Source organism: Enterococcus sp. DIV0187, assembly GCF_051713785.1.
GTDB classification, from domain to species: domain Bacteria; phylum Bacillota; class Bacilli; order Lactobacillales; family Enterococcaceae; genus Enterococcus_A; species Enterococcus_A avium.
The window spans coordinates 839680-865751 of the sequence record NZ_JBIOQO010000002.1; the positions used below are offsets into that span (position 1 = coordinate 839680).

Genomic DNA, 26072 nt, shown 5'->3' on the forward strand with positions numbered 1-26072 from the left:
GCCTTGTATACTAAAGCTATAGAAAGTTATTGGAGGCGGAAATTTATGAGTACAATTTATGTTTATGTGATGGATACATTAGCTGACTGGGAATTAGGATACGTGACAGCAGAGCTGAATTCGGGTCGATTTTTCAAAGAAGGAGCACCAAAGGTGACGTTAAAAACAGTCAGTCATTCTAAAGAACCAGTCACGACGATGGGCGGAATGAGGATCGTACCTGATTGTGTGATTGCTGACATCGAGGTAGCCAAAGCAAATGTCTTATTATTACCTGGTTCAAATACATGGAACGATCAGAAGCATTATGCAATCATCGAAAAAGCTAGTGAGTTTCTTTCAATCGGTGCTATGGTGGGAGCCATCTGCGGGGCAACAGCTGCACTTGCAAATTTTGGGTTATTGGATGAGCGTCCTCATACGAGTAATGGACCAGGCTTTCTGGAAATGGTCGCGCCTAGTTATAAAGGACAGGGACACTATCGAGATGAGCCATCTGTGGTAGGGGACAATCTGATTACTGCTAGTTCAACTGGCGGATTACTGTGGGCGAGACAAATAATCGAGCATTTAGAAGTCTTTGAGACAACGACATTAGACGCTTGGTATAACTATTTCAATACTGGTGAGACGGAACAGTTCTTTGCTTTGATGCAATCATTGCCAGCAAATCAATAAATCACTTAACAAGAAACAGCCCAAATCTAGTCAGATTTGGGTTGCTTCTTGTTAATGTCCTTTGTGTTTCTCGCGTTTTTTGGCTTGCTTTTGTTGAAACCGTTTGTCAGCATACTCGGCTTTTTTTCGGCGCTTTTGCGATTTATTCGCCGCTTTTGCCTGCTCACGGATTTCATTCATCGCAATTTGGGCTTTGGTTGAAACAACGGGCTGCCGCTTTTCGCGATTGATCAAACGTTGCATCCGTTTGGGACTGAGTTTCTTTTCAGCTGTTTTTTTCCGAGTAGCAACAGCGCCTGTTTGCTTCAATAGATGTGGCAAACGTTTGGTCACAAATTCCCACACATCCGCATCCTTTGGTTCGGGACCAAAAACATGCCGGATTGCTTGGTAATGGCCATCGTCTTCAACCTCTACTAAGCCGCACCAAAAACTGCCATCGAAGTAAATCGTCAACTTCATGATGACACCTCCCTCTTGAAATGATTTCAAGCAATGGACAACCCGGGAGGGCAGGTTACTGACATTTTCATGCGGCGGACTACCAACCGCCATGTGTTTTTATGCTTAATTTAAGTGTACTAGGTTTGGAGCGAAAAGCAACAGGTGTGATAAATAAACAATGCATTAAATTTCCAAACGAGTCTGATCGGTAGAAAATGGCTAAAAGCGTTAGTGTCGAACCCTGCAAAACTAAGCCTTTCCTGAGTTCTAATTGTTTTTTTCGTTGATAAAGCGGAAATTTATGCAAATATCTGAATTTTAAAAGTTAAAAGTATAGACATTTAAATATATAGTATATATAATATATGGTGATTAAGAAAGATGCTGAGAAGTATTGATGCAGGTAAGATATGAATGACTTTTGGGATTATTGAGAAAAGGAATGTAATCGAAATCACTTGAAATTATCGAGGATTTCATTGTTTCTAGTAAATTGAATAATCGCGCAGGTATTATTGGTGGATTGGCATTAGCAAGGAAAATATCAGGAGGAGAATAAACGATGCAGATTAAATTTCCAAGTAATTTTTGGTGGGGGGCCGCAACCTCAGGTCCACAATCAGAGGGACGGTTCAATAAAGAACACGCCAACATGTTTGATTATTGGTATGATATTGAGCCAGAAGCCTTTTACGATCAAGTAGGACCAAATGTGGCGTCAAATTTCTACAATGATTTCAAGAAAGACATCCGTTTAATGAAGGAGATCGGTTTGAATTCGGTACGTACATCGATTCAGTGGACGCGACTGATTGATGATTTTGAAACCGCTACGTTAAATGAGGAAAATGTTCGATTCTATAATGATGTCATTGATGAATTTATCAAAAACGGCATTAAACCAGTTATCAATTTGCATCACTTTGATTTACCAGTGGCGCTTTATCACAAATATGGCGGCTGGGAATCGAAGCATGTTGTAGAATTGTTCGTTAAGTTCGCCGAACAGTGCTTCAAGCTGTTTGGGGATCGTGTCACGGATTGGTTTACGTTTAACGAGCCAATGGTGGTGGTCGAAGGAGAATACCTGCATCAATTCCATTATCCGAATCTTGTGGATGGGAAGAAGGCGGTGCAGGTGGCTTATAACATTCAATTGGCTTCAGCCAAGGCGATTGCTTGCTTTAAAAAAGTCAATCCAAATCCAGCGGGTCGCATTGGGATTATTTTGAATTTAACGCCTGCTTATCCTGCCAGTCAGAATGAATCAGATTTGGCAGCGGCCGAATTTGCTGATCTATGGTTGAATCAATTGTATATGAACGCTTCAACATTAGGTGAATTTCCAGCAGCCTTGACAGAAAGATTGGCAGCTGATGGTGTGCTTTGGGAGACTAGCAGTGAGGAGCTTCAACTGATTAAGGACAACACAATCGATTATTTAGGTGTGAATTTTTATCATCCACATCGTGTAAAAGCACCAGAGGTTTCGCCGGATAGCTTGGCGGTAGATTGGCTTCCTGAAAAATATTTTGAAGAGTATCAAATGCCAGGCAGACGGATGAACGTGGACAAGGGATGGGAAATTTATCCGAAAGCGGTCTATGATATTGCCATTAATATTCGTGACAATTACAATAATATCGAATGGTTTGTGTCAGAAAATGGGATGGGCGTTTCCCGGGAGGAACGTTACCTGAATGAACAAGGAATGATCGAGGATGATTACCGCATTCAGTTCATTCAAGAACACCTGTATTGGCTGCACAAGGGAATGGAAGAAGGCTCTAATTGCTTCGGATATCATTTATGGACACCGATCGATTGCTGGTCTTGGAAAAATGCGTACCGTAATCGCTATGGATTTATCTCCACGGATATTCGCACACAAAAGAAAACCATCAAAAAATCGGGCTATTGGATAAAAGAAGTTGCTGCCGCAAATAAAGTAGAAATAGCAGATCAATTAATTGCTAAATTGAATAAATAGGAGGATCAAGACAGATGAAAACAATTATGTTAGTTTGTTCAGCAGGGATGAGTACAAGTTTGCTAGTGACGAAGATGGAGACTGCTGCGAAAGAGGAGAATTTTGATGCGGAAATCTTCGCGGTTTCATCGACAGAAGCCAATAACACTTTGGCAGAGAAAAATGTAGACGTTTTATTATTAGGGCCACAAGTTCGGTTCATGCAAAAGCAATATGAGGAAAAGCTTGCTGATAAAGGCATTCCGGTAGCAGTCATTAATATGGCTGATTATGGAATGATGAACGGCCAAAAGGTCTTGCAGGAAGCCAAAAGATTGATGAATCAATAAGGAGGCTGCACGATGGATCAACAAAATTTAGAAGCGATTATGGGACTGATTATTCATTCCGGAAATGCGAAAAGTGATGCGATGGAAGCGATTCAAGCGGCTAAACGTTCGGATTTTTCTGAATCTGAAGCGAAAATTTCGGCGGCGGAAAATGCTTTGGTAGAAGCTCATCACGCACAAACAGGATTGCTTACGCAGGAAGCACAAGGAAACAATATGGAAATTTCACTCTTAGCGGTTCACAGTCAAGATCATTTGATGACCTCGATTGCATTTACTGATTTGGCTAAGGAAATCGTTGATCTCTACAAACGAATTGATTAAAACAGGAAGAGGTACGAATCACTAAGATTTGTACCTTTTTTTTCGTCTTGAATTGTCAAATCAAGTGCAACACTTTATTAAAGAAGACTTCATAAGGTGTTTTCCAACCTAAACACTTTCTAGGTCTGCTATTTAATTTTTCAACCATCCGATAAATCACTGAATCATCTACCGTATCCATCTCTTTTGATTTCGGCAAGTATTCTCGAATGAGTCCATTCGTATTTTCATTTGTTCCTCGTTGCCAAGGGGCATGCGGATCTGGAAAATAAAAGGGCACATTATTCAAAGCTTCTGTAACTGCGAAGTGATTGGAGAATTCTTTTCCTCTATCTGGAGTGATCGTTTTAACCACCTTATTGGGGATGGGGATACTGCTTAAAAGTTCAATCATTTTCTCGCTCAATAAGCAGCTTTCTTTCTCGGCGCTTTTCCTGCTAAAAGGAATCGCGATTTTCGATCTGTCAACGTCACTAAACAAGCACCAAAAGATTCTTTCTCGTTCGATTATGGTAAGATGATGGTACTGGCTCGTAATTGTCTTCCTCCTAGTAGTGTTCTCGACAAACCTATTCTAGTTGGATATTGATTATGAGTCATTTTTTTATGTGTTGAACTTAAAGTGTAAATTCAAGGTATAAAAGTATGAATCTATATAAAGTAAGTTTCATACTATTCTTAATAATTAGTATAGACCAAGTCGAAGGGGCTGGGCTATAATGATAGAGACAACAAAAGGAGGTCATTTCAGTGAAAAAATATATTCATATATCAAATGATCTAAAAAATAAAATCATCGATGGCACCTTTAAAGCGAATGAGAAGCTGCCTTCAGAAAAAGAGCTGGGGCTTGAATACGATGCAAGTAAGATGACCGTTAAGCAGGCGCTGGATATTCTGGTATCAGAAGGGTTAATCATTAAAAGACGAGGTTCTGGAACCTTCATTAAAGATTTATCAGACACAGAATTAAAACGAATCTCAATCACCAATCAGTTCCGCGGAAAAACGGCAGAGTATCCGCAAAATGAAGTAACCAGTAAGGTCCTAAATTTTTCAGTCGTTCAACCAGATGAAAAGATTCAAGAAAAGCTGAATATTTCAGAGGATGATTTCGTTTATTTCATTCATCGAGTGCGCTATGTTGATGGTGTTCCCTATGCTATCGAAGTCACCTACATGCCGATTAATCTGATCATGAATCTAAAGCCTACACATGTTAAGCACTCGATTTATGATTATATTGAAAATGGGTTGGGGTTGGTTATTCAAAGCGCTCATCGAATCATCACCGTCAGAGGGGCAACAAAAGAAGAGGCCGAGGAATTACATATGCAGGCCAACGAGCCTGTGGGTGTGGCAGAACAAGTTGGGTATTTATCGAACGGGGCTGCTTTTGAGTATTCTACCACCACTCATCATTATGATCACTTTAAAGCAGAAATGGTTTTAACAAAGTAGGAAACAGAATATAAAGCGTTACAAACCGGTTATTACGCGTGTTTGTAGCGTTTTTTTGTGCTGATATTTCGCTTTTTTGAAGCTATTGCGGCGGAAAAAATCTTTCAATAATATGGATTCCCTAACTTGTTCAAATAGTACTATCTACTATTTTAATTAATATATACTTTTGAATATAAATATGTAGACTTATATGGATAAGCGTGATATTATAGGGATGTAATCGATTACTAAAAAATAAGAGGTGACGAAGAATGAATGGTTTTATGGATAAACTAAGTGAAAAAATCATGCCTTTAGCAAACTGGTTAGGCGACAATCGGTACTTAATGGTTTTGCGCGACTCTTTTATGTTGGCGTTTCCATTGACGATGTTTGGTTCCATTATTGTAGTTATTAATAATTTACCCTTTTTCAATGATGATACAAAAGGAATGCTGTCTAATTTATTAGGAAATGGACAGAATGCGACAATGAGTATCATGACGGTTTTTGTTACATTCGGTATCGGCTATTATTTATCTCAATCCTATGATGTGGAAGGTATTTTTGGCGGAGCGGTGGCCTTTTCAAGCTTCTTGATCCTGACTCCTTTCTTTATGAGTACGGAATCTGGTGAAACTGTTAGTGGTGTGTTGAGTCTCGACAGACTTGGGGCAAAAGGGATGTTTTTAGGAATGATCGCGGCTTTTGTAGCGGCTGAAATTTATTGCCGTGTAACAAAACGTGGTTGGCAGATCAGAATGCCGGATGGCGTTCCACCTGCAGTAACAAAATCCTTCGCGGCTATGATTCCCGCAATTCTGACATTAACGGTCTTTTTAGTAATCAATGCTGTCATGGTCGGAGCATTTAATGCCAATCTGCATGATGTCATTTATGATGTGATTCAAAAGCCGTTGACTGGTTTAGGCAGCAGTCTGCCAGCAACGCTTGTATCCATTTTCTTCATTCAATTTTTATGGTTCTTTGGTTTACATGGACAAATTATTGTCAATTCAGTAATGGACCCGATTTGGAACACCTTAATGCTTGATAACCTAGAAGCATACAAGGCAGGAGATACGTTACCCCATATTGTTACGAAACCATTTATGGAAACGTTCACTGTTGGTCTGGGTGGATCGGGAATGACGTTAGCAGTAGTGATTATCTTAGCTTTTCTAATGAAGAAAAAGCAATATACAGACATTGGGCGCTTGGCTTTAGGTCCGGGAATCTTTAATGTAAATGAACCGGTTATCTTTGGTTTACCGATTGTTTTGAATGCGACGATCCTCATTCCATGGGTCCTTGCTCCAATCGTTGTGACTACGTTAAATTATTTAGTGATGGCAGCTGGAATCGTTCCTGCGCCAACAGGTGTTTCTGTGCCGTGGACTGTTCCGATTATTGCCAGCGGTGTCTTAGCGACGAACTCTTGGTTAGGCGGCTTGCTGCAGGTGATCGACTTCCTGATTGTGGGAATGATCTGGTTGCCGTTCCTGCGAGCATTAGATAAACAACCGGATATGATTTAATCAATTTTTGAAAAGTATGAGCCAAGTGCTCATGCTTTTTTTCTGAAGGAGCAGATGAGAATGAATCTTTTTGTTATTGATATTGGCGGATCGACAATCAAGTATGCCACCTGGGATGGCGAGCAGTTAGACGCGAAAAAAAGTTTGCCTACACCGAATTCTTGGAAAGCGATGAAGGAGCAGTTCATTGCGGAGATAAAAAGCTCAACACTTGAATTTTCAGGAGTGGCAATTAGTTCCCCTGGTTCAGTTGATACACAAGCGGGAATCATTTATGGATTGAGTGCGATTGATTATATTCATCGTTTTGAAATCAAAAAAGAGCTGGAGCAGCTTTTCGGCTTGCCCGTCTCGATTCAAAATGATGCTAATTGTGCGGCACTGGCCGAAGTGTGGAAGGGCAATGCAGCCGAGGTAGCCAACAGTGCTTTTCTTATCATTGGTTCAGGCGTAGGTGGAGCTATTGTTTTAGATAGAAAACTATATGCAGGTCCGCATTTATTTGGTGGCGAGTTTGGGTATATGATCTTAAACGAAAAATGCCAAACATTCAGTGAGTTAGTCAGTCCTGTTAATTTGGCAAAAAATTATTCGATCGAAAAAGCAGATGGGAAGAGCTACGATGCGGTCCATGTATTTGATGCAGCCCAAGAGGAATTAGCTAAAAAATACGTCGATCAATTTTATGGGAACCTAGCGATCGGAGCTTATAATGTACTGGTCAGTTTGGATGTCGATCGGTTATTGATCGGCGGTGGCATTTCAAGAAGACCAGGTGTTGTTGAGCGTCTTCGAAATGAAATTGATGCATTGCTGGAAACTAAAAGAGCGCAAGATCAGACTGCAGAAATAATGAGCTGCAAATATTTAGCGGATGCTAATCTCATCGGTGCGGTGTATCAATTTATGACAGAATTTAGCTGAAGGTTGAGAAAGTAAAAGGAAAAAAATCTGATTTGGTGTGTGATTCGCCTTACATGGTTACATTTACGATAAAGAATTACTTATTTTGACAGTTGAAATTCATACAAATGGAAGGATGAGCAATCTTTTGTGACTATCGAAATCACTGATTGTCAAAAAATGAACGATTTTTGATGGGTCATAGTTTAGGGCTTTTGGTAAAATCGAACAAAAGCAGTTTGGAGTGGTTGGCATGATTGATTTACACTGTCATATTCTTCCAGGAGTAGATGATGGGCCTGAAAATCTTGAGGAGAGCATCGCTATGGCGCATGCTGCCGTTAAACAGGGGATCACGCACATTTTGTGTACGCCTCATCATAACAATGGCCGTTACACCAATCCGGCGCCTAAGGTAATTTCAGCGGTTAAGAGTTTGCAGCGAGAATTGAATCAAAGAGGGATTGAATTGACACTTTTTGAAGGCCAAGAGATTCGCTTGACTGGAAATTTACTAAAAGAGATTCAACAGCAACAGCTACTATTTACCGATTTAGATGACCAATACCTATTAATCGAGTTTCCTACTATTGAGGTTCCTGCGTATACAGATGCACTTTTTTTTCAGTTAATTGATCGAGGCTATACTCCTGTAATTGTACATCCTGAGCGTAATGCTGTTTTTTCCAAAGATCCGAACCGGTTATTGCCCTATCTGGAAATGGGGGCCTTGACCCAAGTGACCGCGCCAAGTATTGTCGGTTTCTTTGGTCCAAAGGTTCAAAAGGCAGCCAAGACAATGCTGACTAATCGGTTAGCCTTTATGGTTGCCTCGGATGCTCATAGCATACAGCAGCGTGGGTTTTATTTAAAGGAGGCCTATCAAGAAATTGAGAAAACTTTTGGAATAGATCGGGTAAAAGAGATGGAGCAAATGACTAAGGATTTACTAAATGGAGATCCTGTCGTGCGTCCGGATTATCAAAAGGTGAAGCATTTTTCTTTTTTTAAATAGCTTAAAAGGCTTGTATCTTTCAAAAAGATACAAGCCTTTTCTGCTGATTTTTGACGGTGAATAGCTCGTTTAATTTTGTATCCAGAGTATAAAAATCAAGTTTTGTCGGTTTTCTTGGAATGACGATATTTGGAATGGTAGGCTGATCTACTAAAATTGTTTTTCTTGTTGAAAGTAACAGATCAAGGGAATTTCTTTTACGAAGACAGTCATGATGGGTGTAAATTTCCATTTTAAATCTTCCGAGATATTCATTCTTGATCATCTTTATCAGATGTTGTTCTTCTAAATTTGTTAAATCCGTTGCTAAAAAAATTTGTAAAGGCTCCTCTACCTTTTGAATAGGAGTAATCGTTTCAAATAATAATGGATAAATGGACAATAGATAATCTGTTTCTCTAAACAGCGGGAAATTTGTCTTTTTTTGTAATAAAGCAATCAATTCGCGTGCCCGTTCTTTTAAATGAGGAGAAATGGTTTCGTTGTTGTGCAAATAAGAATCCTGCGAATAGCAATCGGAGGACTCCTTATTTTGAAATAATTGGCAATACAAATGTGTGCTATAGAGACTTTTTTCGACCGTTTTTAGATCGTCTTTAGAAATAAAGAATTTTTGCTGATCAAACCAAAGATTCTTGAAGGCTTCAACAGACTGAAATAATTGCGTATTGCGTTCATAGTGGAATTCGATGAATTCTTTTCTAATGTATGTATTGTTAAGTACCTCATCAATTGTAAAAACGTATAAAAATAGAAAGCCTATTTCATCCTGCCGATGGAGTTCCTTAGGCAAAACATCTCTCAACTCATCGAAAAAACGATCAAATAATTCATTTTTCTCAATATTTTCCCACAGCTCCCTCGTTAAGTGAACATGCTTTTCTTTCTTAGCTCGTTCAATACACACCGCAATCATGCAAAACAGCTTCTTATACTCAAAATCCGATAGACATAAATGAAAAAAGTTAATTACGTAATCGATGATTTTTTCGGTAACTAGCTTGGTTGTACTTCCGTAGTGCCAACTGCCTCTGCTGTATGAAGACAATAACAAGGAGAGACTTAGATTACGAATATGAATTTCATTTCCAATCAATTCCAACGAACGACGTTCAATAGAAATTCCTCTTGGGACTAATTTTTTTCGGAATTTATTGATCATGCGCCACAAGGAGGACTCACTTACATAATACTGATGCGAAAACTGGATGATTGAAGGCATTTTTGAAAAAAAGATTTTCATAATCAGCTGATAGTTGATCGTTCGTTCAATCATTCGAAAAATCAAATCCTCCAAGGCTGGTTCAAAATCATAATATAAAAAATAGCCTTTTTTATTGTGATTTTTTAAAGCGATTTCTTTTTTTGAAGCAAAGGAATCAATGTCCTCTTCGATAAATGTAAGGTATTTCAACATGGTACGTTGATTGATTTCTAATTGTGAGGACAATTCATCAATGGATAACCAAGTTTTGCTTTCCTTTAATAAGCAAATGATCTCTATCTTTATGAACGTTTCCTTGTCAAATAGATCAGCGAATTGATGGTTTAGAAACATCTTTGTGTAGGCACCTTCTTCTAATAATTTATAAAAAATAGTTAATCAATCAGAAAGAAATATCGTGATTGCCAAATAAATAGACTTTTGTAATGTTAATATTTCGTTTTATTAATTCATAATTATTATTTTATACTCTCGTTCAAAAATCTACCAACCAAAATTTGAATTAAAATTAACAAAAAAAGACGTTTCGATAAATGTGCCTTAGATTAATATTAGTTATATTTAATTTTTATGCTAAAACATTATTTAAATTTTAATAGAGGAGTGATTTGTTGAGTGATCGCATGAAGATTCATTTTTTTTTGTTACTAATCTTGATTTTTCCTTTAGTGGATATTTTCAATGGAGTCTTCATATCTTATGGAAATCCGATGCCTTTAGGGACCGCCTATCGAATCTTTTTCATCGCATACATTTTCTACGGTGTATTAACAAAAGGAATAAAGCAAACAGATGATTATGTATTGCTTCTGATAACTCTTTTTTCATTAACGATCATCTGTATCATTCAGGCCTTCTTTTTCAATACAGGCTTCACTTTGTTGGTAGAAGAACTGTCATACGTTATTCGGTTTTATTTATGCTTGCTGATTCCTTTTTTTGCTAAGCAGTTTGGAAATTATTTATCTGTAAACAAGTTAGCTAGATTAACAATTCTTTTGGATGTTTTTTTGATTGGCGGATTACTGATTCCTTACGTACTTGGATTAGGAAATAGTACCTACGATGATGCGGCAGGCTTTAAAGGCTTCTACTTCGCTACGAATGACATTGCTTATGCTTTTTTAATCATGCTTTTTTTTGTTGGCTGGTTTCTTATTCAACAGAAGCGGCGAATCATTCCGGCAGGCTTCTTAATAGGGCTTTATTTTCTTAATATGTACTGTCTATTAATTTTAGGAACAAAATCTGGATTGATGACAGGCATTCTCTATTCGCTTTTTTTGATTGGGCATTTTTTATTTCGTCATCGCAGTCAGTCGTTGTATGAGCAATTTATTATTTTTGAATTTTTACTTGCTTTGCTCTTCTTTCTTGTGATGAAGGGGAAGGAATTTCTACTAAATTCTTTGTCTAGTGTAATTGCACGCTTTACTTATTTCCGCACGCTTTATCAAGACGATTGGCCGAGGCTGCTGCTGAGCTCCAGAAACGTCTATTTGAAGGATGCCGTCGCGAATTTTTCTAAATTACCTAAGAATCAATATGTTTTCTGGTTTGGTTCTGGTTTTGAGAATCGGTGGAATTGGTATGGCCGAAAGGGCGGATTAATTGAAATGGATTTTTTCGATATGTTTTTTTCTTATGGGATTGTCGGAACGATCGTCTTGATAGCTGTGATGGCTCATTTTCTGAGGGTAGCGGCTTATCAAGGATTTAATAAATTTTGTATTTTCTTACTTATATTTACGATTGTATACAGTTTCTTGGTTGGACACGTCCTTTTTTCAGCATTGTCAGCGACGGTGTTTGGATTTACTTGCATGTTCATCCAAGTAATTAAAGAGGAGCAGCTATGAAAAGAATCATTATGGTGGGACCGAAGAGTACTGGAAAGGGTGGAATTTCAACAGTAATCAAAAATTTTATTGATTATTTTCCCAATAATCAGAAATATCAGATCCGTTATTTTTTTTCGTGGAATGAAAAGGGCAAGCTTTTCTATGCTTTTCGCACCTTTTGCCAACTCTTTAAGGCTACTCATACTCGTGAAGTAGCGATTGTTCATTTCCATGTGTCTCAAGATGCAAGCTTTTATCGAAAAGCTTTATTAGTAAAAGCAATAAAAAAAGGAACAAAAATCATTTTTCATATGCATGCACCAAATTTTGAAGCGTTCTATAACGACGCGGCTAAATTTGAGCAACGTTACATTTGTAAGGTACTAGATCGTGTCGATCTTGTAGTCGCCTTAGGTGATGACTGGAAGGAATACTACCAGACGCTGACGAAAACGAAAGTAATCGTCGTAAATAACGCTGTTTTTGTTCCTCAGGAAAATAGCTATCAAGCTAGTTCCACAAATGTACTCACCTTTGGACGGATCTGTGAACGAAAAGGGAGCCAGGACATTTTGTTACTTGCTAAGCGAATTCAAAGGAAAATGCCAGAGCTCCGATTTCATCTGTACGGGGACACGGATGACACAACTTCGAAGATTATTGATCGAATGAAGCGGATGAACTGTGAAAATGTCGAATTACACGGTTGGACAACGAATCAGGAGGAGCTGTTGAAGGATTGCGGCTTACATCTTTTGCCGTCTTATCATGAAGGCATTCCGATGGCAATTTTAGAAACAATGGGGTGCGGTATTCCCAATATGGCCACAAATGTTGGAGGAATCGGCCAGGTGATAAACCATCAAGAGAATGGTTTTCTTGTGCCGCCTGGCGACATCGATCAAATGGAGCAAGCAATTATCAGCTTTTTCTCTAATTTGGAAAAGCGCAAACGATTTTCTATCAATGCGAAACAGACGATTCATCAACACTATTCCTTGGAGGCCTATCTTGCGACTTGGAAATGTGTATATGACTCACTAGCTGATTAAGGGAAGGAGCTTTTCATGTATTCATTCAACGATTTCATACATGTTCTCTGGTCGCGAAAAAAAATGATCGTGATTCTGACACTGTGTTTTATGGGAATAGGCTGTGCAGGCTTCGTATTTATGAAGGGATTTCAGTACACGAATCAGGTGTCCTTTCTGTTACCCGCGACAGAGACCGCTAAAGAAGATGAAGACGAGGATGAGCTGGAGGTGGAAAATCAAGTGATTTCCAGCAATATCAAGCTGATTGAGACTTACAAAGAAATGATAAAAAGTGATTCTCTTTTACAAGCAATTCAGGAGGACCATCCACAGCAAAGTAAACAACAATTGTTAGATAGTTTGACGGTCTCTAACAGCATCAATTCACAAATTTTTACGGTCTCTATCACGACAAAAAGCCCAGAACAGAGTAATGAAATTGCCATAAGCTTAAGTGAAAAATTTCCACAAATAGTAAAACAGAGCAGTTTGCCTCGAGACGTGTTTTTACTTTCAGCAGAAACGGCCGAAACAGTGAGGACGCCTGGCTTTTCCAAGCTGCTGATAGGCGCCTGGTTTGCGAGCTTCATGCTTAGCACCTCGTGCAGCTTTGCTTGGACTTATTTATATGAAAGAAAATACCTGAGATCTCCGGAAGCGGCTCAGCTTCTGATTGAGACAGAGAATATTGGCATAGTTGATTTCTATGAATTATAAAACTTGAAAGTAGAGGAATATGAGTGAAAGCAACGTTAGTTAGTTTTATTGACAGCTCAAATATTGGTGATCGCCTGATTGCAGAAACCTTATCGGAGCAGCTGTTAACAGGAATTGAGATAAAAAAATACAGCTACAAATTAATCGAAGAATCGCAAGTGAAGATAAATAAAAATCTGGTTCGACGGTCTAAACCTCATGATATCTATTACAAATATTTTCGTCAGCTTCCATTAATAAAAAATGTTGTCAGTAAAGGAAAGTGGATACGATCCCGAAGAAGAATGTATGACTCGGAAGATATTCAACGCTTTGAAGCAGCGTTGCAGCAATCAGATTTCTTAATGATTGGAGGAGGCAATGCGATTTTTGATCTGTCTCCAGCAACGTTATCCGCGCAACGCTTTGATCAAGTAGTTTCCTTGGCGAAGCAGCATCAGTTGCCTATTTTTGTCAGTTCCATTGGGATCGGTCCATTTTCCACAAAGAAACAGCAGAATGCGGCGATTGCTACATTAAAAAAATGTGATTTTGTCAGCTTTCGTGATAAACGTTCCTTGGAATACTTAAAAAATGCAGGGCATCCGGCAGCCTATGCGTCGGTTGATCCGGTCTTTCTTTTGCCGGAAGTAGAGACTTTCGAACAATTAAAAGCACAAAAAAAGCTTCAGCAACGAATCGGTATTTGTGTGATTGATTATCGAATTACCGGCTGTTCACGAAAAGACTACCTCAACTATTTAAAAGACATGAAGAATCTGATCCATGACTTAGCTGCTGCAAAAAAAGAGATCATACTCTTTTCTTCTGAGGTACAGGATTATGAAACGATTGAAGCACTCTATGCCGATTTTCTTAAGGAACCTCAGGTGAATGTGGTCTTTGTAAAAGAGAAGGAGGACTTATTGGCGCTTTACCAGTCGTTGAACTTGGTCATTGGAACTAGGATGCATTCGATGATCGTGGCCGTCTCTCAATTTGTACCGATCATCGGTTTGTCTTGGCAGCAAAAGGTTGTTGAAATGTTCAAAAATCTAGGAATCGAAGAAGATGTATTGGCGATTGCTGACTTGAGCAAAAAAAGAGAAATACTGTCGAAAAAGATCGATGAAAAACTGGAAAATACCGATCAGGAGCTAATAGAGATGAGGCGCCACAAAGAAGAAATGCGGCGAGCGTTTGCGATCAATTACGAGATTATTGATACTCTTCAGCAACATTTGGTAGATGTATGAATCAATATAAAAAACTATTCAACGATTCCATTGTTTTTGCTATTGGTAGTTTTGGCAGCAAGCTCATTACCTTTTTCTTGGTGGGATTTTACACCTATTATTTGAGCAAAAGCGAGTACGGAACAGCCGATTTACTGATCAACTCAGTCAATCTTTTGCTCCCAGTTGTTAGCTTGAGTGTTTCCGAAGGCGTTTTACGTTTTGTTTTAGATAGTAAAGATACTTTGGAAAAGGTCAGCTGGCTGCGTACAGCTATCAGAATTAATTTTTTGGGACTGATAGTGACAGGTATTTGTGCGTTTCTTTTCTATCTTTTCGGCCCACAGCTGGAAATTTCTTCCTCAATGGGTGTGTTTAGTTTCCTTTTACTGACGATTCAGTCCATTCAACTTATTTTTATGCAGTACATAAAAGCGATTGGGAAGCTAAAGATTTATGCCTCAAACGGTATTTTACTTTCGTTATTAACGTTGGTTTTAGGCATCGTTTTCTTTCGCCGTTTACCCAACAAGCTGGATGCCTATTTTTTGTCACTTGTATTGGCTAATGGGATTTCATTAGTGTTTTTGTTTCTCAATATTTCTTGGAAAGACTTATTCAAAAGCAGGAAGAGCTGGAATCCGCAACAAGGAAAGCAGCTGATTACTTATAGCTTGCCGTTGATTCCTAATTCCGCGATGTGGTGGATTCTGACAACCTCTAGTCGTTTTATTATGACCTTCTTTTTAGGGGTAGCAAGTAATGGGATGTATGCAGCTGCAAGTAAGATTCCCAGTCTGTTATCGGTGATTGGTTCAATATTTCTGCAGGCTTGGCAGCTGACGGCTGTTGAAAATTATCGCCAAAAGGACGCAGGGGTCTTTTATCAAAAAGTCTTCAATCATTATTGTACGCTGCTGCTGGTTTTTTCCAGTTTGATTTTATTATTTTTAGATCCATTAGCCTCTTTGCTGCTATCAAAGGAATTTTATTTTGCTAAAGCCTATATTCCATTATTGCTAGTAAGTAATTTTTTCTCCTGTATTTCTGGTTTTCTAGGCACGACCTATATCGTGGTGAAGAGAACAAGAGGTGTCTTAACGACTTCTTTAGCAGGAGCAGCAGTCAGTTTTGTTGGAAGTATTCTTCTTATACCGCTGATAGGAATCAACGGGGCTTCGATCGCTTCCGGACTGGGTTTTTTTATCATCTTTTATTTACGAAAAAAGGAAACGAATCGGTTGATGGCAAGTACGTTAGCAACAAGACAAATGCTGCTTCAGTTTGGGCTGTTGGTTTTACAAATATTTCTTAATGAGGGGTGGCTTTTTTCTAAAACACTCGGCTTTATCAGTCAAATGTTAATGCTCGCAGGCATTATTTTCATTGATTTATTTCAAAACAAACTAATAAGAAGGAGGGGGCGCAATGAATAAAATTGAACTGTTTGATCTGTTGATTGATGAGGGAAACTTGAAGGAAACGGTGGATGAAATGCTCGCACGCATTCAGCGCGATGAAGTAATCGAGCATGTAGGCGTCAATTCCAACAAGGTGGTCTTGAGTCATCGAAATGCTCAAATAAAGAAAATCATTCAACAAGCCGATATGGTGAGCGCGGACGGCTACTCGGTTGTTCGAGCCTGTCGTTGGCTAAAAAAGAAAAATATCGAGCGTGTTACCGGGATTGATACAATGCTGGAGCTTCTCAAACAGGCTGAAGAAAGGGGGCTGACCGTTTATTTCCTAGGTACGAAGGAAGTAATCCTTAACCGACTACTAGAAGTACTAAATCAGCAGTATCCAAAATTACAGATTGTTGGCGCGCAACACGGCTACTTTAAGGATGAGCAGACAGTTGTTAACAAGATTGCTGCCTGTCAGCCGCAAATGTTGTTCATCGGTATGACTTCTCCTTATAAGGAAGAGTTCGTCAGTAAATACAAGAATGAATTGAATGCCAATTTGATTATGGGTGTCGGCGGAAGCTTCGATGTGTTAGCTGGTGAGATTTCCCGGGCACCGGTCTGGATGCAGCGCAATGGGCTGGAATGGCTGCATCGGTTTATGAAGGAACCGCAGCGGCTCTATAAGCGTTACATCTTTGAGAATATCTATTTTGTTTACTTATTAGTACAGGAGAAATTTAAATGAAGAAGCCGCGTGTCCTGGTGTTAACTTATGGAAAATTGCCGATACCTGCAGTAAAGGGCGGGGCAATCGAAACACTCTTAGATTCTTTGATTGAAGAAAATGAACAGCAGCAACAAGTAGAACTGATTGTGCTATCTGGGGCTGATCCCGCTATTTCCGCTTTCAATCAAACCCACAAGTATACACAAGTAATTTCCGTCAAAACAAAAGAGCGTCCTTTTTGGTGGCTGCTTCAAAAATGTTGGAACAAGGGGAAACAACTTTTCACGGGAAAAAGAAAAAATCTTATTCTCTATCCAGAATTAATCAAAGCAGCTAAGCAGTATCTACAAAAAAATACAGTGGACTGCGTGATTGATCTGAATTGTCCTGAACGCATTCCTGCTATCCGTTCCTTTTACTTAGGCAAGCTTGCCGTTTATTTACACAATGATTACTTAAATCCCCAATCGTTTAAAGGAACAGAGATTCTTCGGAAATTAGATGGTGTCTTATCGGTCTGTGATTTTCTTAATGATCAGGTGCGTCAAATCAACTATACGAAGGACTGGCCGTTTCTTTATCGAATAAACAATGGAATTGTCCTAAAGGAATATCAACCAGCAACAAAAGAAGAAAAACAGAACATTCGCTCAAAACTGAACTACAGCCAAACTGATTGTGTCATTGTCTTTTCAGGCCGAATAACGGAAACCAAGGGTATTCATCTTTTGTTTGAAGCATTGAGTCAGCTTGATTCACTGGAGAATGTAAAGGTTTTGGTATTAGGCGGCACTACCTACAGTTCTGCTGAAAAGGACAGCTATTTCAAAAAAGTGCTGGCACAAGCGGAACACTTGCCGATTGAAGTGACATTCACAGGATATATTGAAAAACAGCAGATTCCTAATTACTTGAAGGCGGCAGATATTTGTGCCGTCCCATCCATATTTCATGAGACCTGTTGTCTTTCGGCAGTTGAAGCTCAGGCAATGGGAATCCCTGTGATTGCGACTAGAATCGGCGGGATTCCTGAATATATCAGCGAAGCAAGTGCGTTTCTGATCGATTATGACGCACAATTTGTAGAAAATTTTGCGATTGGACTAGATCGCTTGATCCATGATCAGACCCTTCGACAACAAATGAGGGAAGAAGCGCTAAAGGAGAGGATGAGGCACTCACAGGAACGCTATTATGATGAATTTGTAAACTGTATCAACCATTTCGTTGATGAATGAACGGAGAAAAGGAGACTGAAAATGAAACTATTAATTTTAACAAAAAATATTTTGGCTGAAACCAGTTTTCAAAGCAAGCTGCAGCAAATGAATAACGAAGTATTTTGCAGTACGTGCTTATTAGATGCCTGCTATTCGATGGATCAAAAGATGAGTTATCTGCTGTCCTGCTTTGATGCAGTCATATTAAGCGAAACAATTTCTTATCAGGAGATTGTTGATTTACTCTCTAATATTCGTGAGCATGTCCCTGCTATCGTTAGAAAATATGAAAGCGAATTTAGCAAAAGCTTTGAAGAAGAGCAGACCGATTATGTCATTGATCAGCGGATAAAAGGGGATGCATCGTTAGAGGAAATTCGCGAGCTTTGTCAGACGATGAGCCCAAAAAGTACAGAAATACGGAAGGAAAGCAGCTATATCTATAGTAAAAAGAAAACACCTGAAATTAATTATCATTTTTATAATTTCGGCTTTTCTAAACGGGAGAGCCGGATGCTGATGTGTCTATACGAAAATAGAGGGCAGTATCTTTCACGTCAAGAAATGTGCCAAAAAATTTGGAACGAAGAGCATGCTTCGGATTCGAAAATGTCCGCATTGTCTAGCTGTGTTCGTAATATCAAAGAAAAAGTCGAAAAAAGCGGAATAGATTTCAATCCGATCGATACCGCATGGGGAAGAGGGTATCAGATGTCAGATGAGTTCTATCACCTGATACAAACAGAAGCAAAACTCAAAAAGAGTGATGCTCACCAAATTCTTAACGTGCCTGAGAATATTTTTCTTTAAAAGTAGCAAAAAAATTCAGAAAACAGACAAAAATAGAAGGAAACTGAGCGTTTTTAATCTTTTTTCATTAAAAATAATGTGAATTTATGGTAAAAAACTAAAAAAACCGTCACATGTTTGATGGTTCAAGGCGTCTCTTCTGTTCTATTATTAGTTTGTTAGTTGTAATTATTCTAAAAAAAACAGATGAAATAATGAAGAAAAATATATCGGATTTTTTCGATTTTTGGAAGTGAAATGATGAATAACGTCTATGGAAATAACTCATCCATCAATACTGTCGAAATAGCAGAGCATAACAATTTAGCACCCGCTAGTTTTCTTGCAGGAAGAACCAAACGATTGATTGATTTAATCGTGAGTGCAGCAGGGTTGCTGGTCCTTGCGATTCCCTTTGCTTTTGTAGCCTTGCTTATAAAATTAGAAGATCCTAAAGGTCCGGTTTTTTTTAGTCAGACCCGCGTCGGTTTAAATGGAGACTATTTTCTTTTGTACAAGTTTCGAACGATGCATGTCGGAGCTGAGGATGAACTAGCAGATTTAATAAAGAAAAATGAGATCAAAGGTGCGATGTTCAAAATGAAATGTGATCCACGTGTGACGAAGGTGGGTCAATTTTTGCGGAAATTTAGTATTGATGAATTCCCACAGCTAGTCAATGTCTTAAAAGGGGAGATGTCCATTGTAGGACCGAGGCCCGCGCTGCCGCGAGAGGTGGAACAATATTCAGATTATCATCGTCTTAGATTACAGGTGAAGCCTGGATGTACAGGTCTTTGGCAGGTGAGTGGGCGCAACCGGCTCCATTTTGAAGAAATGATTCAGTTAGATCTGAGCTATTTAACAAAAGGCAGTTTTCTTTTAGATGTACAAATTATGTTAAAAACTTTGCTGGTAATCATTACCCGTGACGGGGCTTATTAGCTTAACACATTAATTATCGGAGGCAACAAACCACTATGGATGAGAATTTAAATTTTTCTTTTTTTGCACGAACAATAAAAGAAAAGCTACCAACTATTATGCTTTTTAGTCTCGTCGGATTACTACTGGGCGGCTATATTTCTTTTTTTTGGATCACACCGCAATACAGTTCGCAGACGCAAATGATTGCTGCGGCGAAAACAAATGAAGAAAACCTTTCGAATGAAATCACGGCCAATCTCCAATTGGTAAAAACCTACAAGGAATTGGTATTAAGTGATTTAGTCTTAGGTCAGGTACAGGAGAAGCTGAGGTCTGAAGAGAATCAGCAGATGTCAATGAGTGAATTAAGGGAGGCCATTACACTAGAACAGCAGCAGGAATCGCTTTTTTTTTCGATCCGAGCTGTAAGTGATCGTCCAAGATTATCGGCTCATTTGGCAAATATCACTTCGCAAATCTTTCAAGAGGCTTTAGCAGAAAGCCAAATCCCTGGAGAGATCTCAATTACTTCGGAGGCGACAGCAAGCCGTTCTCCGATCTCGCCTAATCATAAATTAAATTTAGTTCTAAGCTTATTTATCGGGGGACTGGTCGGCTTTCTATTCGTTCTGCTGCGAGCAAGTGTGGATCAGACGATCAAATCGGAGCAAGCCGTTTATGAGATTTTTGAAACCAATGCATTAGGAATCATTCCTTATACCACAAGTGTGGATATGAAAATGTCTGCCAAGGATAAGGACCTTTTGAAAAGAAATTTGTCGGAGGATACGGTGCATATATCCAGAAGACAACGAAAAAGAGTCTAAATTTAGGAGCGTCACTACATGAAGGAAAGAGAAACACGCTTAATTTCGATTGAGAATCGATTTTCACCTATTACCGAACAGTATCGCAATGTTCGAACGAGTATTCAGTTTGCTTCCTCCTCAGGCCAGCCGTTAAAGCTGCTTTTGGTCACCTCTACAGAACAAGAGGAAGGAAAAACCACCGTTGCGGCGAACCTGGCAGTTGTTATGGCGGAAGCAAATAAAAAAATATTACTGATTGACGGAGATTTACGTCGTGCAACAGCAGGTAAATTTTTCACTACCTATTCGAATCGAGCAGCAGGTCTAAGCACCTTGCTAAGTAATTTACGTAGTGAGCCAAGTGAAGCCATTCAAAGTACGCAAGTTAAGGGCTTGGATTTTTTACCAGCGGGGCCGATCCCGCCAAATCCATCCGAGCTGCTAAATTCTAATCGCTTAAATGAGATTTTTCGGCAGCTGGAGGAACAGTATGACTATATCATTGTTGATTCACCACCATTATTAGTAGTTACAGATGCTCAGATTTTCTCTTCAAAAGTCGATGGTGTCATTTTAGTAGTCCGGGAAAATCGTACGAAACGAAATAATTTAGTAAAGTGCAAAACCTTGCTTAAACGGTCAAACGCCCGTTTAATCGGCTTTGTTTATAACGGAGCTAAATCTGTGAGTGCTGGAAACTATAAATATTATAAATATTAGGGGGTGATCGATGGATAAGCGGTGTTTTAAATCAATGATAAAAAAAAGAAAGGGGTAAAATTAGTGAAGAAAAAGAAATTATTAACAATTGGGGCTAGCAGTTTAATGTTGCTAAACTCAGGCTTACTACCGGCCACAGCTTTGGCAGAAGAAAAAGCTGCAGGAACTGAGGAGGTAGCACCAGAGACAAAGGGGTTAACAACTGACAGCTTATCGGAGGCTCTTCCTGAGTCGAGTACTGAACCTGTACAGGAAACGACCGAATCAAAAGAAGTACCTACCTCAGAAGTTCCAACTACAGAAAAGGAGGATACTTCTAAAGCTAACGAAGAACAAGAATCAAAGACTACGTCAATCAGACCGCTGGATTTGGGATTGATTGCTTGGGGGAAAATTGGTTTAAAAACATCAACGGATAAAGAATTAGTGATCAACAACCAAAAAACAGAAGGTATTTTAACCGTTGACCTAAATATTACACAAGTAGCAAATTTAGGGATTGCAGACAAAACGTATTATCAAGTGAAATTACCAAATGAATTTAAGCCATTGCTAGAAGACCCGCGCTTTATTAACTATTTATCTGGTGAAATGAAGGCTTACAATGTTGGTATTCCAATCAAATCGTATACGTACAAATCAACAGACATCAAGGTTGATCCAGATAACTGTTCACTGATTATTCAAAATCCAAGTATTACAACAGTTATTGGTCTTTTCCCACATGTTTACACTTCAGTAAGTATTGATTTAGGCGGATTTGTAACGGATACAGAAATTCGTGTGCCAAGTTCGTTAGACGGAAAATATCATTTCAACACCGCTTTAACACAAGATAACAATGTTATTGACTGGACAGTCGGTGGTGGTAAAGAGTCAAGCGGTTACTTAGAGTATGCGAAGCTTGACCCAGCTTATGGAACTGAAAAACCTGTATTAACAGCTGAAAATCGTAAAATTGTTTTAGGCGACGACTTTACAGGATCATTTGCCATGAAGGGCGTTTCCGCAATTGACAAGGAAGACGGCGATATCACTAAAAACATAGTTATTACAGATAATCAGGTAAAATCGAATGTTCCTGGCGTCTATCCTGTAACCTACAAAATTGTTGACAGCCACGGTTTGTCAGCTACGAAAACAATCGAAGTAACAGTTGCTCAAAACACACTACCAGTAATTAATGCTGAAAACAAAGTAATCGAACAGGGCGAGCCTTTTAATCCATTAGAAGGAATTACTGCTCACGATGAAGAAGATGGCGATTTGACATCAAAAATCAATATTAAATCAAACACCGTCAATACAAATGTCCCTGGTAAATACTTCATCACCTATTCGGTAGAAGATAGTCATAAAGGTATTACTACCAAAGATATTGAAGTTGAAGTGAAAGCAACGAAGCACAGTATTACGCCAAGTGACTATACAGTCGGAAATGGATTAATCACAGGAACATATGAAGGCAACGTTTCATATTTAGAGTTTTACGTGGACGGCCATTTAGTATCTACTGGCGGAACATTTAAGGATGGAAAATTCGCTTATGAAGTAAGCACTGGCTTGATTAAGAAAAATTCTAAAGTCGTGTTAATGGCTTATGACAAAGATAAAAAGAAATTAGATGAAAAAGCAGTAAAAGTATTGTCTAATTACAGCGGCACACTTTCTGCTTACGATTATACAGTTGGCGATGAATATATTCGCGGAACCTATAGTGGTGACGTGAAGAAAGCCAAAGTAATCGTTAACGGAAAAGTTCTTTCTTTAGGTGGAACCTTCAAGGATGGAGAGTTCAGCTATTGGGTTGGTAAAAATGCCATTCAAAAAGGCGATAGTGTTTTTGTTAATGGATATGATGTCGACGGCGATGTGTTAACTCAAAATAACAAAGTAAACATCCTAGCTGCTCCAGAAGCTAAAGGAACAATTACACCTAATAAATTTACCGTTGGCGCTGTTGAAATTACCGGAACATACACTGGCGATGTGAAAAAAGCGAAATTGTATGTGAATGACAAATTAATTTCACAAGGCGGAACCTTTAAAAACGGAAGCTTCACTTATTATGTGGGCCAAAATGTTATTTCAAAAGGTTCAAATGTCCGTTTAGTTGCTCTTACTTCAGACGATAAAGAGCTGGACACTAAAAATGTACAAGTAGAATCAAACACATCGGGCACAATGGTAGCGGACAGCTATACAGTCGGCGATGAATACATCACTGGTAGTTACAGTGGCGATGTGAAGAAAGCGAAAGTAATTGTCAATGGAACGGTTCTTTCTTTAGGCGGAACCTTCAGTAATGGCCGCTTTACTTATTGGGTAGGACCATCAAGAATTAAAGCTGGCGATAATGTCTTGATTAACGGATACGACCAAAACAATGCGGTATTGACTCAAAATAATCGTGTAACTGTGAAACAAACACCCGCTCAAGCAGGAACGATTACACCTAGTCAATACACAGTAGGCAACGGAGAAATTACCGGAACCTATACTGGTGATGTGCGGAAAGCTCGTTTATCAGTCAACGGAAATGTTATTTCATGGGGCGGAACCTTCAAAAATGGTCAATTCACTTATTATGTTGGCAGCAGCATTAAAGAAGGCGATGTGGTCACAATGAATGCCTATGGAGCAAACGATGTATTACTTCAGGAAAATGTGAAGGTCAACTTTACCAGCTCTTCATACAAGGGCAGCATTTCTCCAAATGCATATACAGTTGGTGCAGTTGAAATTACGGGTATTTATGTGGGCGATGTGAAGCAAGCTCGTCTTTATGTAAATGGTGGTTTGATTTCAATTGGCGGAACCTTCAAAAATGGAACCTTCAACTATTATGTAGGCAACGCAATTAAAAAGGGCGACACTGCATACCTAGTAGCTTATGGTCCAGATGGTAAGGAATTAGATAGAAAAACAGTTCAAGTTAACTAACGAACGGAGATTTTGAATGAAAAAAATATTATTAAGTATTGTTGCAGTTTGTTTTTTCTTAACGGGATGTGATACGTCGAGTAATAAAGAAACTGACGGCAGTAAGGATACTTCTGCTAAAGTATCCGAAGTTACCATGAAAGACGGATTAGACACACCTTTTACAGCGGATGGGGTCGAAATGAAAATCACTGACGTATCCACCAGTGAGTCTGTCGATCAAGCGGATAAACCAAAGCAGCTCGTTACCTTTACAGTTGAATGTAAAAATATCGGTACTCAAGACAAAGGGGTAGGGGCGATTGATTTTCAATTGGTGACAGATAAAAAAGATAAAAAGAATAAAAAAGATAAAACATACAACGTAACTGAGGAAATGGAAGCTTTTGGAGGAGTCTTAGGGCCTGAAAAAACTTCAAAGGGCAAATTGTTTTATTTGATCGAACCAGGAGAAAAGCCAACAAAATTAGCCTATGCTCCAGCTGATAAAGCCCTTAAAACATGGAATCTACAATAATAGATTTTTTCATTGATCAATATTTGGCGAGAACAATCAATCTTTTTATTATTTAGATCTTCAATTCGCTTGTTTTATGTTTAAAATCTAGAGAATCTTGAAGGAGCTGATGACAATCTCCTTCAAGATTCTTTGTTGTATGAGACAAACTATTAAATAAAGGGAGATACATATGCCAATAAAAGTAATGTCGATCTTTGGTACTCGACCGGAGGCTATAAAGATGGCGCCTGTCATTAAGCGCTTAGAAAAAGATTCGCGCTTTCAATCTAGTGTTGTCGTATCTGGGCAGCATAGAGATATGTTGGATCAGGTCTTGGAATTTTTTCAAATTAGTCCAGATTATGATTTGAAGATCATGAAGGAAAAACAGAGCTTGAGCGATGTGACGGTGAGAATTATTGAAGGCTTGACCCCTATCTTGGAGGCGGAAGCTCCAGACGTGGTCTTAGTTCATGGAGATACTACAACAACATTGGCGGCGGCGTTATCTGCTTATTACCAGCAGATCACTATAGGCCATGTCGAGGCGGGGCTGCGAACCTGGAAAAAGTATTCCCCATTTCCAGAAGAAATCAATCGTCAGCTTGTTGATTCATTATCTGATTTTTGTTTTGCGCCAACTGCGGATAGCGCAGCCAATTTAATGAAGGAAAATTGTCCTAAGGAACAGATTTTTATTACAGGAAATACCGCCATCGATGCGATGAGGTACACCGTTCGTAAAGACTATTCTCATCCTAATCTTATTGATAATGGCAAACGCCGTTTATTAGTCACAATGCATCGTAGAGAAAATTTAGGTAAGCCGATGACGGAAGTTTTTCAAGCATTGGCCCAATTGGCAGAAGAGAAAAAAGATATTGAGATTATTTTTCCAATGCACAAAAATCCGGCAGTTCGTCAGCTTGCTGAACATGAGTTGGCTAAAAGTAAAAATATTCAGCTGATCGAGCCATTAGACATTTTTGATTTTCATAATTTTGCGCAACGCAGTACATTGATTTTAAGCGATTCTGGAGGTGTACAAGAGGAAGCACCTTCACTTGGGGTGCCTGTGCTGGTACTGCGTGATACGACAGAGCGACCTGAAGGGATAAAAGCAGGAACGTTAAAATTGGTGGGGACTAGGAAAGAGACAGTCTATCAAGAGGTCAAAAGATTGCTGGAGGATCAAGCGGCTTATCAAGCGATGGCTCAAGCAGCGAATCCTTACGGCGATGGTCAAGCAAGTAAACGTATTGTGACTATCCTCGCACAGGCTTTTAGTGATAAAGCGATGAAGGCTGAAGAATCTGAAGAAGTGATGGAGTGAA

Annotated in this window: 24 protein-coding genes and 1 pseudogene; 22 read left to right on the forward strand and 3 right to left on the reverse strand. The window is 39.0% G+C overall.

The features are described 5' to 3' along the window. Positions 1 to 45 precede the first annotated feature (45 nt). Positions 46 to 678 carry a type 1 glutamine amidotransferase family protein gene (locus tag IGI52_RS24060; RefSeq protein ID WP_271817943.1) on the forward strand — a complete coding sequence of 211 codons (633 nt, stop codon included), beginning with the start codon at positions 46 to 48 and terminating at the stop codon, positions 676 to 678. Positions 679 to 729: 51 nt separating this feature from the next. Here IGI52_RS24060 and IGI52_RS24065 read toward each other — a convergent pair whose 3' ends face one another. After that, positions 730 to 1140 carry a YjdF family protein gene (locus IGI52_RS24065; protein WP_137439187.1) on the reverse strand — a complete coding sequence of 137 codons (411 nt, stop codon included), beginning with the start codon at positions 1138 to 1140 and terminating at the stop codon, positions 730 to 732. Between the two features lie 544 nt (positions 1141 to 1684). Here IGI52_RS24065 and IGI52_RS24070 point away from each other — a divergent pair. The 3 genes from IGI52_RS24070 to IGI52_RS24080 are packed head-to-tail and all read left to right on the forward strand — an operon-like array spanning position 1685 to position 3765. Beyond that, complete coding sequence (locus IGI52_RS24070) at positions 1685 to 3112, forward strand: glycoside hydrolase family 1 protein (protein WP_438782582.1); 1428 nt, start codon at positions 1685 to 1687, stop codon at positions 3110 to 3112. Between the two features lie 14 nt (positions 3113 to 3126). Further along, a complete protein-coding gene (locus tag IGI52_RS24075) occupies positions 3127 to 3441 on the forward strand; it encodes a PTS sugar transporter subunit IIB (RefSeq protein WP_185937683.1) in 315 nt (104 codons plus the stop codon). Between the two features lie 12 nt (positions 3442 to 3453). Then, entirely contained in the window at positions 3454 to 3765 is a 312-nt protein-coding gene (locus IGI52_RS24080; protein ID WP_438782583.1) for a PTS lactose/cellobiose transporter subunit IIA, read from the forward strand. A 55-nt stretch (positions 3766 to 3820) separates the two neighbouring features. Here IGI52_RS24080 and IGI52_RS24085 read toward each other — a convergent pair. Beyond that, a pseudogene (locus IGI52_RS24085) lies at positions 3821 to 4248 on the reverse strand (IS30 family transposase); the annotation flags it as partial. 267 nt (positions 4249 to 4515) lie between these two features. Between IGI52_RS24085 and IGI52_RS24090 the strand changes: the two are divergent. The 4 genes from IGI52_RS24090 (at position 4516) to IGI52_RS24105 (ending at position 8664) form a co-directional block, all read left to right on the forward strand. Next, positions 4516 to 5226 carry a GntR family transcriptional regulator gene (locus tag IGI52_RS24090; protein WP_016178743.1) on the forward strand — a complete coding sequence of 237 codons (711 nt, stop codon included), beginning with the start codon at positions 4516 to 4518 and terminating at the stop codon, positions 5224 to 5226. Positions 5227 to 5480: 254 nt separating this feature from the next. Next, positions 5481 to 6746, forward strand: coding sequence for a PTS cellobiose transporter subunit IIC (gene celB, locus IGI52_RS24095; RefSeq protein WP_102866396.1), 1266 nt, complete (start codon positions 5481 to 5483; stop codon positions 6744 to 6746). A gap of 60 nt (positions 6747 to 6806) precedes the next feature. Further along, positions 6807 to 7670, forward strand: a complete 864-nt coding sequence (locus IGI52_RS24100; RefSeq protein ID WP_438782584.1) for an ROK family protein — start codon at positions 6807 to 6809, stop codon at positions 7668 to 7670. 232 nt (positions 7671 to 7902) lie between these two features. After that, entirely contained in the window at positions 7903 to 8664 is a 762-nt protein-coding gene (locus IGI52_RS24105) for a tyrosine-protein phosphatase (RefSeq protein WP_102866401.1), read from the forward strand. A gap of 19 nt (positions 8665 to 8683) precedes the next feature. Here IGI52_RS24105 and IGI52_RS24110 read toward each other — a convergent pair whose 3' ends face one another. Further along, complete coding sequence (locus IGI52_RS24110; protein ID WP_016178739.1) at positions 8684 to 10222, reverse strand: helix-turn-helix domain-containing protein; 1539 nt, start codon at positions 10220 to 10222, stop codon at positions 8684 to 8686. Between the two features lie 278 nt (positions 10223 to 10500). Here IGI52_RS24110 and IGI52_RS24115 point away from each other — a divergent pair, with 278 nt between their 5' ends. The 14 genes from IGI52_RS24115 (at position 10501) to wecB (ending at position 26071) form a co-directional block, all read left to right on the forward strand. Continuing rightward, positions 10501 to 11748 (forward strand): O-antigen ligase family protein, encoded by a 1248-nt coding sequence (locus IGI52_RS24115; protein ID WP_137439178.1) that lies wholly within the window; start codon positions 10501 to 10503, stop codon positions 11746 to 11748. Then, positions 11745 to 12782, forward strand: coding sequence for a glycosyltransferase (locus IGI52_RS24120; protein WP_438782585.1), 1038 nt, complete (start codon positions 11745 to 11747; stop codon positions 12780 to 12782). Before IGI52_RS24115 ends, IGI52_RS24120 begins: the two co-directional genes overlap by 4 nt. A gap of 15 nt (positions 12783 to 12797) precedes the next feature. After that, positions 12798 to 13481, forward strand: a complete 684-nt coding sequence (locus IGI52_RS24125; RefSeq protein ID WP_438782586.1) for a YveK family protein — start codon at positions 12798 to 12800, stop codon at positions 13479 to 13481. 23 nt (positions 13482 to 13504) lie between these two features. Next, positions 13505 to 14716 carry a polysaccharide pyruvyl transferase family protein gene (locus tag IGI52_RS24130; RefSeq protein ID WP_438782587.1) on the forward strand — a complete coding sequence of 404 codons (1212 nt, stop codon included), beginning with the start codon at positions 13505 to 13507 and terminating at the stop codon, positions 14714 to 14716. After that, positions 14713 to 16131, forward strand: coding sequence for an oligosaccharide flippase family protein (locus tag IGI52_RS24135; protein WP_438782588.1), 1419 nt, complete (start codon positions 14713 to 14715; stop codon positions 16129 to 16131). The genes IGI52_RS24130 and IGI52_RS24135 overlap by 4 nt, the downstream gene beginning before the upstream one ends. Then, entirely contained in the window at positions 16124 to 16849 is a 726-nt protein-coding gene (locus IGI52_RS24140; protein ID WP_016178733.1) for a WecB/TagA/CpsF family glycosyltransferase, read from the forward strand. Before IGI52_RS24135 ends, IGI52_RS24140 begins: the two co-directional genes overlap by 8 nt. Continuing rightward, positions 16846 to 18069 (forward strand): glycosyltransferase family 4 protein, encoded by a 1224-nt coding sequence (locus IGI52_RS24145; RefSeq protein ID WP_438782589.1) that lies wholly within the window; start codon positions 16846 to 16848, stop codon positions 18067 to 18069. Before IGI52_RS24140 ends, IGI52_RS24145 begins: the two co-directional genes overlap by 4 nt. A gap of 21 nt (positions 18070 to 18090) precedes the next feature. Further along, positions 18091 to 18861, forward strand: coding sequence for a helix-turn-helix domain-containing protein (locus IGI52_RS24150; protein ID WP_016178731.1), 771 nt, complete (start codon positions 18091 to 18093; stop codon positions 18859 to 18861). A gap of 237 nt (positions 18862 to 19098) precedes the next feature. Then, positions 19099 to 19785 (forward strand): sugar transferase, encoded by a 687-nt coding sequence (locus IGI52_RS24155; RefSeq protein WP_016178730.1) that lies wholly within the window; start codon positions 19099 to 19101, stop codon positions 19783 to 19785. A 35-nt stretch (positions 19786 to 19820) separates the two neighbouring features. Continuing rightward, entirely contained in the window at positions 19821 to 20594 is a 774-nt protein-coding gene (locus tag IGI52_RS24160; RefSeq protein WP_311857213.1) for a YveK family protein, read from the forward strand. Between the two features lie 18 nt (positions 20595 to 20612). Continuing rightward, complete coding sequence (locus IGI52_RS24165; protein WP_016178728.1) at positions 20613 to 21296, forward strand: CpsD/CapB family tyrosine-protein kinase; 684 nt, start codon at positions 20613 to 20615, stop codon at positions 21294 to 21296. Between the two features lie 63 nt (positions 21297 to 21359). Beyond that, positions 21360 to 24239 carry an immunoglobulin-like domain-containing protein gene (locus tag IGI52_RS24170; protein ID WP_438782590.1) on the forward strand — a complete coding sequence of 960 codons (2880 nt, stop codon included), beginning with the start codon at positions 21360 to 21362 and terminating at the stop codon, positions 24237 to 24239. Between the two features lie 16 nt (positions 24240 to 24255). Further along, on the forward strand, positions 24256 to 24756 hold the full coding sequence (locus tag IGI52_RS24175) for a DUF4352 domain-containing protein (RefSeq protein WP_137439161.1): 501 nt from the start codon (positions 24256 to 24258) through the stop codon (positions 24754 to 24756). 172 nt (positions 24757 to 24928) lie between these two features. After that, positions 24929 to 26071 carry a non-hydrolyzing UDP-N-acetylglucosamine 2-epimerase gene (wecB, locus tag IGI52_RS24180; protein WP_438782591.1) on the forward strand — a complete coding sequence of 381 codons (1143 nt, stop codon included), beginning with the start codon at positions 24929 to 24931 and terminating at the stop codon, positions 26069 to 26071. Position 26072: the final 1 nt, after the last annotated feature.